10 protein-coding genes are annotated in these 13,222 nt (G+C 51.1%); 2 read left to right on the top strand and 8 right to left on the bottom strand.

Annotated features, from left to right (window positions below; genetic code table 11):
* Nucleotides 1–241: 241 nt before the first annotated feature.
* Together H9644_RS20875 and H9644_RS20870 are read right to left on the bottom strand one after the other, a co-directional pair.
* Complete coding sequence (locus H9644_RS20875; RefSeq protein WP_064527523.1) at nt 242–1,291, bottom strand: GGDEF domain-containing protein; 1,050 nt, start codon at nt 1,289–1,291, stop codon at nt 242–244.
* Nucleotides 1,292–1,385: 94 nt separating this feature from the next.
* Complete coding sequence (locus H9644_RS20870) at nt 1,386–3,362, bottom strand: alkyl/aryl-sulfatase (protein ID WP_064527474.1); 1,977 nt, start codon at nt 3,360–3,362, stop codon at nt 1,386–1,388.
* A 306-nt stretch (nt 3,363–3,668) separates the two neighbouring features.
* Between H9644_RS20870 and pptA the strand changes: the two genes are divergently transcribed.
* Nucleotides 3,669–3,896: a tautomerase PptA gene (gene pptA / locus H9644_RS20865; RefSeq protein WP_191776412.1), complete on the top strand. Its 228-nt coding sequence runs from the start codon at nt 3,669–3,671 to the stop codon at nt 3,894–3,896.
* A gap of 3 nt (nt 3,897–3,899) precedes the next feature.
* On the opposite strand, the gene H9644_RS20860 is transcribed toward pptA, so the two are convergent.
* Complete coding sequence (locus H9644_RS20860) at nt 3,900–4,469, bottom strand: flavin reductase family protein (RefSeq protein ID WP_064527477.1); 570 nt, start codon at nt 4,467–4,469, stop codon at nt 3,900–3,902.
* Between the two features lie 174 nt (nt 4,470–4,643).
* Between H9644_RS20860 and nhoA the strand changes: the two genes are divergently transcribed.
* On the top strand, nt 4,644–5,489 hold the full coding sequence (nhoA, locus tag H9644_RS20855) for an N-hydroxyarylamine O-acetyltransferase (RefSeq protein ID WP_191776409.1): 846 nt from the start codon (nt 4,644–4,646) through the stop codon (nt 5,487–5,489).
* 95 nt (nt 5,490–5,584) lie between these two features.
* Here nhoA and H9644_RS20850 read toward each other — a convergent pair whose 3' ends face one another.
* The 5 genes from H9644_RS20850 to narZ all read right to left on the bottom strand — a co-directional run bounded on the left by H9644_RS20850 (nt 5,585) and on the right by narZ (nt 13,211).
* Entirely contained in the window at nt 5,585–6,478 is an 894-nt protein-coding gene (locus H9644_RS20850; protein WP_191776406.1) for a PhzF family isomerase, read from the bottom strand.
* Nucleotides 6,479–6,557: 79 nt separating this feature from the next.
* Entirely contained in the window at nt 6,558–7,238 is a 681-nt protein-coding gene (gene narI, locus H9644_RS20845) for a respiratory nitrate reductase subunit gamma (RefSeq protein ID WP_000617141.1), read from the bottom strand.
* Complete coding sequence (narW, locus tag H9644_RS20840) at nt 7,235–7,930, bottom strand: nitrate reductase molybdenum cofactor assembly chaperone (RefSeq protein ID WP_064527484.1); 696 nt, start codon at nt 7,928–7,930, stop codon at nt 7,235–7,237. The genes narI and narW overlap by 4 nt, the downstream gene beginning before the upstream one ends.
* Complete coding sequence (gene narH, locus H9644_RS20835) at nt 7,930–9,474, bottom strand: nitrate reductase subunit beta (protein ID WP_191776401.1); 1,545 nt, start codon at nt 9,472–9,474, stop codon at nt 7,930–7,932. The genes narW and narH overlap by 1 nt, the downstream gene beginning before the upstream one ends.
* Nucleotides 9,471–13,211, bottom strand: a complete 3,741-nt coding sequence (gene narZ / locus H9644_RS20830; protein WP_064527488.1) for a nitrate reductase Z subunit alpha — start codon at nt 13,209–13,211, stop codon at nt 9,471–9,473. The genes narH and narZ overlap by 4 nt, the downstream gene beginning before the upstream one ends.
* Nucleotides 13,212–13,222: the final 11 nt, after the last annotated feature.

Below are 13,222 nucleotides of genomic sequence, written 5' to 3'. Positions count from 1 at the left end.
GATGCGAAAAGCAGCCATGGACAGAGACTACCTCGCGTCAGTCCTTGCGGGGGGCGGGCTTTCGTAATCTTGCCCTGCCTCTATGCCTGCCCGTCAGGGAAAGAACATGAGAAGTACACTTTTTGTACTAAACAATGAGATGCCAGAAAGACATCGCAGAGAAGATAGCTATAGACAATTATCATCCCCCGTCAGTCCTTGTTAAGCTCGGAGAGACGTAATCTGGCCAGTCCCGTAATGCTTATAAAGCCCATCGATTTCGCCCACTTTCTTTCGCCCGGTATAACGCGGCGTCGGCATCTGAAACAATTTGTTCAGCCGTTTTTGCGGGAGCAGAACAGGTAATCCCCTGACTAACCGTAACGAATGTACTGACAGCAGATGCCTGATGCGGGATTGCTGTCAGTTTAAGTTCTTGCTTCACTCTGTCTGCTACCGCCTCAGCTTCCGGCAATGTTGCATTAAACAGTATGATGGCAAACTCTTCGCCACCATAACGGGCAACAACATCCTCTGACTGGCGAGTTGAACGCTGTAGAGCGTCGGCAACTTGTATCAGGCAACGATCACCAGCTGGATGCCCGTAAGTGTCGTTGTAATGTTTAAAAAAATCGACATCCAGCATAATTAGAGCAAATGACCCGCCGTTATCTATCGCGTCGTATAAGATACTGTTCATCGCACGTCGGTTTGCTGCCCCAGTCAAAGGATCACGATGTGCTAATGCATCAAGGCGATTAATTAACTGGTTGTTGTAGCTGTTTTGTTCCCATGCTTCTTCAAACCAACGTAACAAAATAAGTCGCCCACCATACAGCACCAGTGAAAAAATACACCAGATAACCGCAAAATGAATATTAATCTGTTGATTAAGCATAAGACTCGCTATTGGAGTAGTGAGCCATAAAGGAATTATAAATGCGAGCAATGATGGGGTATGGAAATAAAGTGCGACAACGCCACTAAGCATTAATAATACACATAGTGGATAAGCAAACTGCAGCGTCCAGTGCGCAATAAAGTGATAACTACACCAGGACCATAGCAGGCTCAGGGCCACTAATAGCACCTGGATAGGTAATGCGTTTTGCCGAGGGATTAGTAGTAAGCCACTGCAAATCAGCAGAATACCCATTGCGGATATATCAATAGAATGTATAAGGTTTTTTTCATTTAACCATGGAGGAGTAAGGTCATTAAACAGAACATGACGCAGCAAAATCATCAATGCAAAACTTACATTGATAAAAGCAAACCATGGCAGACTAATTGTCATGCCGCGAATAACCATATCGCGGCGTGTTTGCCACGAGTGATGCGGTTTTCTTCTTTCAGCCATTTTTTAACCAAAAAAGGGCATGATACCTGCCCGATACAGAGTAAATTTATGGTGTCACTATATTGAACCAAAACTCAAAATTATCCATATAACCTAACAGTTCGTTGAGTTTTTCCGCATTGCCAGTAATTTTGACATCTCCTTTGTCCGTGGCTTCTTTCAGTGTCTCTTCTTTCAATACAATTTTGTTCAATACATCACGAGTCAGAGAGATAGTGGCATCAGCATCCGAAGCCTCTACACCGGCGGTATGATTGAGAACTCCATTTTCAAGCTCCACTTTATAGTTGCCGCCGTCTTCACCAAAATCGAAATTCAACACGGCTTTGGCATCTGCCGCTTTCTCACCATTAATATGGACGGCAAGATAATCAAAGAACATCTCCGGCGTCATTGCACGCACAGTGTCAGGGCTGGCAGTATTTGGTGTGGGTAATTTTTGTACGCCGCTACGCAATTCCTGTGCGCCAGTGAGATAAAAATTACGCCACGGCCCAGATTCAGCCTGATAGCCTAACTGCTCAAGCGCATCAGCTTCCAGATTTCTCGCTGCCAGGTTGTTTGGATCGGCAAACACCACCTTACTGACAACCTGAGCAACCCAGCGGAAATTGCCCTGGTCATAATCCTGTTTGGCTTTTTGTAAAATGGCATCAGCACCGCCCATATACTCGACGAATTTTTTTGCGCCTTCTTCTGGCGGCAGTTCATCAAGCGTCGCGGGGTTACCATCAAACCAGCCGAGATAAAGCACGTAAGTTGCTTTCACGTCATGACTTACCGAACCGTAATAACCGCGATTCGCCCAAGTGTTAGCCAGCGAAGAGGGCAGTTTAAAGTTTGCGGCAATTTCATCACGGGTCATCCCCTGATTTGCCATTCGCAGAGTTTGATCATTGATGTAACGATACAAATCACGCTGGCTTTTAAGCAGTTTGACCACGTTATCGTTGCCCCAGGTTGGCCAGTGATGTTGAGCGAGAATAACCTCGGCTTTATCCCCCCATAAATTGAGTGCTTCGTTAATGTATTTTGACCACGGCAGCGGTTGGCGAATTTTAGCCCCACGCAGCGAATAGGTGTTATGAAGGGTGTGCGTGACATCTTCTGCGGTTTCGATCAGTTTCTTTTCTTCAATAAACCACAGCATTTCAGAAGGCGCTTCGGAACCTGGTGCCATCAGGAAATCATAGGTCAACCCGTCAATAGTTTCTTTTTGCCCGGTTTTGGTGATGTAGTTAGTAGGAGCAATCAACGTAACCGTTCCTGCTGAAGTGGTTGTCCCCAGCCCCGCGCCGACCTGGCCTTTAACATCAGGTTTCAATAAGTTGCCATACATATAACTGGCTCGTCGGCTCATCACATTGCCAGCCATAATGTTCTCGGAAACTGCTTCCTCCAAAAATCCGGCTGGCGCATAGATTTTTGTTTTTCCTGATTTAACGTCAGCTTCATCAATTACACCGCGAACACCACCGTAGTGATCGACATGACTGTGTGTGTAGATAACCGCCACTACCGGTTTTTTGCCGCGATTTTTGTAATAAAGATCCATACCCACTTTGGCTGTTTCTGCTGAAACAAGTGGATCAACGACGGTAATACCCTCTTTGCCTTCAATGATGGTCATATTTGATAAATCGAGGTTACGAATCTGATAGACACCTTCAGTCACTTCAAATAAACCGCTGATATTTATCAGTTGCGCCTGACGCCATAAACTTGGATTCACCGTATCAGGGGCTTTATCGCCTTCTTTGATAAAAGCGTATTGTTGTGGGTCCCAGATAACATTTCCTTGCTCGCCCTTAATCACGTCTTGAGGAATAGGGGCAATAAAACCTTTATGGGCATCAGTAAAGTCAGTGTTATCGGAAAACGGCAGCTGGTTATAGAGTAAATTGTTTGCTTGCTGCGTGGCTGCGGTGGCGTTTTTAGGGGCTTCCGCCGCGAGGAGAGGTAACGAACTGGTGGTGAATAATCCCGTTATTAGCAGACTTTTAACAATATGATTAAGCTGCATCTTAAGTGTCTCCAGAATGGATTTTTATTGGGGGTAATTACGAATGAAAAATTTTAGTGAGGGCAAGAATAACTATAATTGGCGTTAATAAATTGGCAAGCCGGGAACTTGATGTTTTCTTAATGGCATGTTGGCATAAGAATATATTCTGCAAGTCAACGTTTGTGCTGGCGCTTTATTTAAAAGGCAGTAGTACAAATATGCACAATTTCAAGCAGACATTATTGCCATAAAAACGCATCATCGGACACATGACACTCACAACGTGTGTTAATTTTACTGACATCTTTCAAAAGGAGCACAAAAATGCCGCACATAGACATCAAATGTTTTCCGCGTGAACTGGACGAACAACAAAAAGCAGCGCTTGCTGCAGATGTTACCGCCGTTATTATTCGCCATCTGAACAGTAAAGACAGTTCGATAAGCATTGCTCTACAGCAGATTCAACCAGAATCATGGCAAGCTATCTGGGACGCCGAAATCGCGCCCCAAATGGAGACTTTGATAAAGAAACCGGGTTACAGCATGTAATGCTTAACCTGCCGTAACACGTTTGCCGCTGGTAACGAAGGTGCCAGCGCCTAAATGATGTAGTGTATTGAGTTTATCATCATCAAACTGCCAGCGGCCTTCGACAAATACCCGAGCGTCTGCCGCTGCTGATACTACTTCGCCAAATAGTGTGTCGTATTTTTCTTGCGCGGAAGTCGCAGGTAGCAAGCGGCACTCCATCCACGCCAGACATTTTTCCTCGACCAGCGGTAAACCAAGCACCGGGCCTTTCACTACCGGAATGCCGTAGCAATTAAATTTATCCTCTTCACGACCCGACACACTTCCTACCGCCCACGTCCAGTTAGTCGCCGCAACGCCCGGAATAACGATGCCAAATTTACCGTTACGCTCAATCAACTCCCTGGTCCATGTCGATTTATCTACCACAATTGCCACGCGTGGCGGTTCGAACTCTACGGGCATCGACCAGGCCGCAGCCATAAGGTTACGTCGCTGGGATTGCTCATCGAAACTGGTTATCAAGACGGTAGGGCCGTGGTTTAACAGACGGCTGGCATGATGCAAATCGACGGGGATAAATCGGCTCACAATAGCGCCTCGCTATGAAGGGTGTTTTAAAAGCGTAGCTCGTAACGCAATAAGCAACAAAATTAACGGGATCGGCGATTTGCGAACGTGATGCATGTCCACGATCGCACAAAATCGCCTGTGCGGTGTCTATTCCAGGTTATAAGTTGATAAAACCACTAACGGAAACGCCTGATGACGCCCATTCTGAATCATTACTTTGCCCGCATTAACTGGTCGGGAGCCGCTGCGGTCAATATCGATACGCTTCGTGCATTACACCTGAAACACAATTGCACCATTCCATTTGAAAATCTTGATGTTCTGCTGCCGAGGGAAATGCAGCTTGATGATCAATCTCTGGAAGAGAAATTGGTGTTCGCCCGGCGTGGCGGTTACTGCTTTGAACAGAATGGCGTGTTTGAGCGGGTATTACGCGAGCTGGGTTTTCATGTACGCAGTCTTTTAGGGCGCGTAGTGTTATCTAATCCTCCAGCATTACCGCCGCGTACCCATCGTTTGCTGTTGGTGGAACTGGAAGGTGAAAAATGGATTGCTGATGTCGGTTTCGGAGGTCAGACATTGACTGCGCCGATTCGTTTAGTGGCGGATATCGCGCAAACAACGCCACATGGCGAATATCGGCTGTTACAGGAAGGGGACGACTGGATTTTGCAGTTTAATCATCATCAGCACTGGCAGTCGATGTACCGTTTTGATCTCTGCGAGCAACAACAAAGCGATTATGTGATGGGTAATTTCTGGTCGGCGCACTGGCCGCAATCGCATTTCCGCCATCATTTGCTGATGTGCCGCCATTTACCGGACGGTGGCAAACTGACACTGACCAATTTTCATTTTACCCATTATGAAAATGGACATGCAGTGGAGCAGCTAAATCTACCGGATGTGGTGTCGTTGTATGCCGTGATGCAGGAGCAGTTTGGTCTGGGCGTGGATGATGTGAAACATGGGTTTACTGTGGATGAGTTAGCGTTGGTGATGGCAGCGTTTGATACACATCCGGAGGCGGGGAAATAGTTTCTGCCAAAGTGCCGGATGCGGCGTAAACGCCTTATCCGGCCTACATTAGCCCGGTTGTAGGCCTGATAAGCAAAGCGCATCAGGCAACGGTTTCAGAGATCAATGGCCCATTCAGCATGGAACAGAATCACCGCTGTGCCAGAAATGGTGACTTTCTCCGGTTGGTTGTCCCGAATAGTCACCGTCACATCTATCACACCATCACGCCCAAGTGCGCGTCCCTGATGGCCTTTGACGCGCAACATATTGCCATCGTGGGGTAACACGTTGTGATGCACCAACCATGCGCCCATCGGACCATTGGCATTCCCGGTCACCGGATCTTCCACAATGCCAATCGCAGGCGAGAACATGCGACCATCGGTTTCATTTTTACCTGGGCGGATCTGGAAGGGGAAAAACCCATTGCAGCCAATCTGCTTGCTGATGGTTGTTAGTGCAATAAGGTCAGGAGAAAGGGCGTCAATATCCACTTCCGGCTTCAACGGGATCATCACCTTTGAGTGTCCGGTCGTTGCCACCTGGATCGGCAATCCGGGCAGAATGTCGTCTTCGGTAAGATGCAACGCGTTGATAATTGCCGCGCGTGCTTCACCTTCCAGCGGCGGTTCAAAACCTGGGGGACCTTGCTCCAGTGAAATACGATAATCATCGTTTTGCGTTTCAATAGTCACGCGATGACGTCCCGCCAGAGATGTTTGCCAGACGGTGCAATTCCCCAAGCCTAACACCTTCGAACGTACATAGTGCGCTGCCACCGTTGCATGACCGCAAATTGGCACTTCAACCGTAGGCGTAAAGTAGCGAATGCGCACATCACTGTCGTCGCTGTGCAGCAGAAAAGCAGTTTCCGAATGGCCTAACTCGCGGGCGATAAGCTGCATTTGCGCTTCGCTAAGATTATCGGCGGGGAAAACAACACCGGCAGAATTGCCGCGAAAAGGTTGAGAGGTAAAAGCATCGACGTGGTAAACCTGCGGTTTCATTAATGTTCTCCTGTGGCTGGAGAACTATCATAGCTTGCAAGTGGCCGGAGAGCGAAGGGCTATCCGGCCAGGGTGGTGATTAACGCCGCGAGCGCACAATCTGGTACCGACGGGTAAAGTACTCAAATGGTGCGCTCCATACATGCACGAGTCGGGTGAACGGGAAGAGCAGGAAGATGGTCATTCCCAACACCAGATGAACGCGGAAGATATAAGCCACACCATCAAGGTGCGTCGATGCGCCGCCCTGGAAAGTGACGATGCTTTGCGCCCAGCCCACCAGCTTCATCATTTCACTGCCGTCCGGATGTTGTGCTGAAAAGGGAATGGTGGTTAATCCCAGAATGCACTGAATTAACAAAATGGCGAGGATCAGGATATCCGCACCAGAAGATGTCGCCCTGATACGCGGATTCGTTAAACGGCGTACCAGCAATCCCGCGCCGCCAATCAGCGTCAACACACCGCAAATACCGCCGAGGATCATTGCCATTTGCTGTTTTACCGCCACCGGCAGAAACCACGCGTACATCCAGTGCGGCGTTAACATGCCGAACAGATGTCCGAAGAAGATCCCCAGAATGCCGATATGGAACAGATTCGACCACAGCACCATCCCGCGTTTATCCAGCATCTGGCTGGAGGAGGCGCGCCAGGTGTACTGCCCATAGTCGTAGCGCAGCCAGCTTCCGAGAATAAATACCGTGCCACACAAGTACGGGTAGATATCGTAAAAAAAGACGTTCAGATACTGAATCATTTCCCACCTCCCGCACTGATGTCGACGTACTGCGGCGCGACATCCTGGCTAAAGCGTCGCTGATATTGATTAAGTGGCGAGCTGTCACACGCCGTGGCGTTATCTTCAATAAACTTCACCTGTTCCTCTTCCCACACTGCATCCAGCGCCTGGCGGGTGTCGTCACGCTCCTCGCTGCGTATCTGTTTTGTGACACTGTCACTTGAAAGTGTACTTCCCGCCAGATGCAGCAGGGCGTCAAACAACGGATACCACGGTGCCTCGCGTTGTTTTAAGCGCCCGCCAAGCAGAGCGAGGATTGGCGCAACGTTGAGCAAACCTTCTTTCGCCTGGTTGTCGGGCAGCACACTTAAATACTCCAGATACAAAGGCAGATAATCAGGTAGCTCGCGACAATTTAGCTGCAGGCCGACTTTTTCATACTCCGCCAGCAGGTCCACCATTGCCTGACCGCGATCGCGTGACTCGGCATGAACATGTTCAAACAGCAGCAGCGACGTGGTACGTCCACGGTCAAACACTTCACACCATTCGGCCTGTTTATCCAGCAGCGGCGCGTTGAGCAGATCGAGTGCAAAATCGGTGAGCATCGGCGCGTCGCGGCGAATCAGCGCCAGCGCGTCGTCCTTGCATTCCCACAACAGCTCGTCCGGGTACTCCATCAACAGGCCGATCACTTTGAGGATTTGCATTATTCCCCCTCCGCTTTATTGCGTACTTCGGTAATGTCGATAGCATCGATCCGGCTACTGTTGAACAGGTTGAATTTAGTATCAGAGCCGTGGCAACCGTCGCCAAAAGTAAAGCCGCAGCCGTTACGCTCTCCAAACGCATCGCCCGCCATTTCCCGATGACTGGTCGGAATGACAAACCGATCTTCATAGTTGGCGATAGCGAGATAGCGATACATATCTTCCACCTGGGCGACGCTCAAACCCACTTCGTCAATTGCGCGGGTATCCGTTACGCCTTCTACGGTTTGCGAACGCATATAGTGGCGCATGGCCATCATCCGTTTTAGCGCCCGCAGTACAGGGCCGGTATCGCCTGCACTCAACATATTGGCGAGATATTGCACCGGAATACGCAGGCTTTCGATAGCGGGAAGCACGCCTTCGCTTTTTGGTAGACCGCCTGCATCGGCGTATGACTGAATTGGCGACAGTGGCGGTACATACCAGACCATTGGTAGGGTGCGATATTCCGGGTGCAGCGGTAGCGCCAGTTTCCAGTCCATGGCCATTTTGTAAACCGGCGAACGCTGGGCTGCCTCAATCACGTTTTGCGGGATACCTTGTTTCAGCGCTTCTTCGATCACCGAGGGATCGTGCGGATCGAGGAACACTTCGCACTGGCGTTCATAGAGATCAACTTCGCGCTCGGTGCTCGCCGCTTCCTCGATACGGTCGGCGTCGTAGAGCAGTACGCCAAGATAACGAATGCGACCCACGCAGGTTTCAGAGCAGACCGTCGGCTGACCGGACTCAATTCGCGGATAACAGAAGATACATTTTTCTGACTTACCGCTTTTCCAGTTGAAGTAGATTTTTTTGTACGGACAACCGCTAATGCACAAGCGCCAGCCACGGCATTTATCCTGATCGATCAGCACAATGCCGTCTTCTTCGCGTTTGTAGATAGCGCCGCTGGGGCAGGTCGCCACGCAGCTTGGGTTAAGGCAGTGTTCGCACAGGCGCGGCAGGTACATCATGAAGGTGTTTTCAAACTGCCCGTACATCTCCTTTTGCATGGCGTCGAAGTTGCGGTCGCGGGCGCGTTTTTCAAACTCGCCGCCCAGCAGTTCTTCCCAGTTAGGCCCCCAGATCACTTTCTCCATCCGTTTGCCGTCAATTAGCGAACGCGTGCGGGCGGTGGGAATATGTTTACCTTCCGGCGCGCTATGCAAATGTTCATAATCGAAGGTGAAAGGTTCGTAGTAATCGTCAATCTGTGGCACTACCGGGTTGGCGAAAATTTTGGTAATTACGCCCATTTTGCTGCCCAGACGCGGGCGGATCTTGCCATTGACGTCGCGGACCCAGCCGCCTTGCCACTCTTCCTGATCTTCCCAGTTTTTCGGGTAACCAATACCCGGTTTGGTTTCGACGTTGTTAAACCATGCGTACTCCATGCCTTCGCGCCCGGTCCAGACGTTTTTACAGGTCACAGAACAGGTGTGGCAGCCGATACATTTATCGAGGTTAAGCACCATGCCAACTTGCGAACGTATTTTCATTTTTTCGCCTCCTGTACCTGATCGCGACCTTCATCATCCAGCCAGTTAACGTTCTTCATCTTGCGGATCATGATGAATTCGTCACGGTTTGAGCCGACGGTGCCGTAGTAGTTAAAGCCCCAGGCCAGTTGCGCGTAACCGCCAATCATATGTGTCGGTTTCGGGCAAACGCGGGTAACGGAGTTATGAATGCCACCGCGCATGCCGGTCACCTCCGAGCCGGGGATATTCATAATGCGTTCCTGGGCGTGATACATCATGGTCATGCCCGGCGGCACGCGTTGGCTGACCACCGCGCGAGCCGTCAGCGCGCCGTTGGCGTTAAACACTTCCACCCAGTCGTTATCGACAATGGTCAGTTCGCGGGCATCGGTTTCGCTGATCCAGACAATCGGTCCACCGCGCGAGAGCGTCAGCATTAGCAGGTTTTCACTGTAGGTAGAGTGAATGCCCCATTTCTGGTGCGGCGTCAGGAAGTTAAGTGCTTTTTCCGGAAAGCCGTTTGGCGGTATCTGGCGCATTTCACTGACGCTGCGGGTGTCGATAGGCGGGCGATAAGCCACCAGACTTTCACCAAAGGCACGCATCCACGGATGATCCTGATAGAGCTGCTGGCGGCCCGACAGCGTGCGCCACGGAATTAACTCATGAACGTTGGTGTATCCGGCGTTGTAAGAGACGTGATCGCTTTCCAGACCGGACCATGTTGGGCTGGAGATAATTTTACGCGGCTGCGCCTGAATATCGCGAAAGCGAATCTTCTCGTCCTCTTTGTGCCGCGCCAGATGGGTATGTTCGCGTCCGGTGATCTCGCCCAGTGCTTGCCACGCTTTGACCGCCACATGACCGTTGGTTTCCGGTGCCAGCGCCAGAATCACTTCTGATGCATCAATGGCGGTGTCAATCAGCGGACGCCCCTGTGCCGGGCCATCGCGTTTGGTGTAATTGAGTTTACCGAGGAAATCGATTTCATCCTGGGTATTCCACGAAATCCCTTTACCGCCGTTGCCGAGTTTGTCCATCAATGGCCCGAGCGAGGTAAAGCGTTCATAGGTAGCAGGATAGTCACGTTCGACCGCCACAATATTGGGGGCAGTTTTGCCAGGGATCAGATCACATTCGCCTTTGCGCCAGTCGAGCACTTCACACGGTTGTGAGAGCTCTGCCGGGGAGTCATGCAGCAGCGGTTGCAGTACCACGTCAGTTTCTTTGCCGAGATGGCCCACGCACACTTGCGAAAAGACTTTGGCGATACCTTTGTAGATTTCCCAGTCGCTGCGTGATTCCCAGGCCGGATCGACCGCCGCAGAAAGTGGATGGATAAACGGATGCATATCCGAGGTATTCATATCGTCTTTTTCGTACCAGGTGGCGGTGGGCAGGACGATATCGGAGAACAGACAGGTGCTGGACATACGGAAGTCCAGCGTCACCAGCAGGTCGAGCTTGCCTTCAATCGCCGCAGTTTGCCATTCGACATCCTCCGGTTTGATCCCGTCGCTGACACCGAGTTCTTCCCCCTGAATCCCGCTTTCTGTACCCAGCAGATACTTCTGCATATATTCGTGGCCTTTGCCGGAGGAGCCTAGCAGGTTAGAACGCCAGACAAACAGGTTACGCGGATGATTGCTGCCGTTATCCGGCTGCTCGCAGGCCATACGCAAATCGCCCGATTTCAATGCCTGAGCGGTAAATTCTGCAGGTGATAATCCCACCTTGTCGGCTTCGGCTTTAATCCCGAGCGGATTACGCCCCAACTGTGGTGCAGAAGGTAGCCAGCCCATGCGTTCGGCGCGAACGTTGAAATCAATCAGATGACCGCTGTATTTACTGGCATCGGCGAGCGGTGAGAGCAGTTCCTGAGCAGAAACTTTTTCATAGCGCCACTGGCTTGAGTGATTGTAAAAAAACGAGGTGCTGTTCATCTGGCGCGGCGGACGGTTCCAGTCAAGCGCAAAGGCCAGCGGCAACCAACCGGTTTGCGGACGCAGTTTTTCCTGACCGACATAGTGCGCCCAGCCGCCGCCGCTTTGCCCGACACAACCGCAGAAGACCAGCATATTGATCATTCCCCGGTAGTTCATATCCATGTGATACCAGTGGTTAACACCAGCACCGAGGATAATCATCGAACGCCCGTGGGTTTTATGGGCAGTATCAGCAAATTCACGGGCGATAGTTTCAATGTACTGGCGCGGCACGCCGGTAATTTGCTCGCCCCAGGCCGGGGTGTAAGGTTTGATTTCAGCGTAATCTTTTGCGCTGTTTTCATCTTTCAGCCCGCGATCGAGGCCGTAATTCGCCAGTACCAAATCATAAACGCTGACGACCGGACAGACACTGCCATCGGCGAGCGTCAGGTTTTTCACCGGAAGCTGGCGCACCAGTACCGGATCGTGTTTCACGCTACGAAAGTGCGGATTTTCAATGCCGCCAAAGTAGGGGAAGGCCACGCCTGCAACGGAGTCGTGTTGACCGAGCAAGGTTAACGACAACTCAGTCTCTGTACCTGCGGCGATGGATTCCAGATTCCATTTCCCTTTTTCGCCCCAGCGAAAACCAATCGAACCGTTCGGCACCACCAGTTCACCTGCGGTATTAACTGCCACGGTTTTCCACTGCGGATTGTTGCTTTCGCCCAATCCATCCACCAGGTCAGACGCGCGGATCATCCGTCCGGGAACGTAGCTACCATCGTCGCGAGGTTCCAGCATTACCAGCATCGGCATGTCGCTGTAGCGGCGGCAGTAATTGATGAAGTAGTCGCTGGGGTTATCGAGATGAAACTCTCTTAAAATCACATGGCCCATCGCCATCGCCAGGGCGCTGTCGGTGCCTTGTTTTGGTGCCAGCCACTGGTCGCACAATTTCGCCACTTCAGAGTAGTCAGGGGTAATGGCGATAGTTTTGGTGCCTTTGTAGCGTACTTCGGTAAAGAAGTGGGCGTCTGGCGTGCGCGTCTGCGGCACGTTTGAACCCCAGGCGATGATGTAGCTGGAGTTATACCAGTCGGCAGATTCTGGTACGTCGGTTTGCTCGCCCCAGGTCATCGGCGAGGCGGGCGGCAGGTCGCAATACCAGTCGTAGAAACTTAAGCAGGTGCCGCCTAGCAGCGACAGATAACGCGTTCCGGCGGCGTAAGAAACCATCGACATCGCCGGGATCGGCGAGAATCCGGCAACGCGATCCGGGCCATAGGTTTTGATGGTCCAGACGTTAGCGGCAGCAATCAGTTGATTCAGTTCCTGCCAGTTGGAGCGAATAAACCCGCCGCGCCCACGTACCTGCTTGTAGCTCAGGCACTTCTGCGGGTCATTCATGATCGACTCCCACGCCAGTACCGGATCGCTGTGTTGTTTGAGGGCTTCGCGCCACAATTCAATCAGCCGTTTACGAATTAGTGGGTATTTAAGGCGGTTAGCGCTGTAGAGATACCAGGAGTAACTTGCGCCGCGTGGGCATCCGCGTGGTTCATGATTGGGCAGGTCAGGGCGGGTACGAGGATAGTCGGTCTGCTGGATTTCCCAGGTCACCAGGCCGTTTTTAACATAGATTTTCCAGCTACAGGAGCCAGTACAGTTAACGCCGTGAGTCGAGCGCACGATTTTGTCGAATTGCCAACGCTGGCGATAGCTATCTTCCCAGTCGCGGTTGCTATGCATCACCTGTCCGTGACCGTCGGCAAAAGTTTCGCCCTTTTGTTTGAAGTAGCGAAAGCGGTCCAAAAGTTTACTCATGACATGACTCC

The organism is Escherichia whittamii (assembly GCF_014836715.1).
Lineage (GTDB): Bacteria > Pseudomonadota > Gammaproteobacteria > Enterobacterales > Enterobacteriaceae > Escherichia > Escherichia whittamii.
The sequence above is the reverse complement of the archived record's forward strand: the minus strand, read 5'-3'. Positions and strand labels throughout refer to the sequence as shown.

Bases quoted from the DNA above. Each gene is read 5' to 3' on its own strand.
- narZ (WP_064527488.1), bottom strand. From the start codon at position 13,211: ATGAGTAAACTTTTGGACCGCTTTCGCTACTTCAAACAAAAGGGCGAA.
- narW (WP_064527484.1), bottom strand. From the start codon at position 7,930: ATGCAAATCCTCAAAGTGATCGGCCTGTTGATGGAGTACCCGGACGAG.
- H9644_RS20870 (WP_064527474.1), bottom strand. From the start codon at position 3,362: ATGCAGCTTAATCATATTGTTAAAAGTCTGCTAATAACGGGATTATTC.
- H9644_RS20850 (WP_191776406.1), bottom strand. From the start codon at position 6,478: ATGAAACCGCAGGTTTACCACGTCGATGCTTTTACCTCTCAACCTTTT.
- nhoA (WP_191776409.1), top strand. From the start codon at position 4,644: ATGACGCCCATTCTGAATCATTACTTTGCCCGCATTAACTGGTCGGGA.
- pptA (WP_191776412.1), top strand. From the start codon at position 3,669: ATGCCGCACATAGACATCAAATGTTTTCCGCGTGAACTGGACGAACAA.
- narH (WP_191776401.1), bottom strand. From the start codon at position 9,474: ATGAAAATACGTTCGCAAGTTGGCATGGTGCTTAACCTCGATAAATGT.
- H9644_RS20875 (WP_064527523.1), bottom strand. From the start codon at position 1,291: ATGGTTATTCGCGGCATGACAATTAGTCTGCCATGGTTTGCTTTTATC.
- narI (WP_000617141.1), bottom strand. From the start codon at position 7,238: ATGATTCAGTATCTGAACGTCTTTTTTTACGATATCTACCCGTACTTG.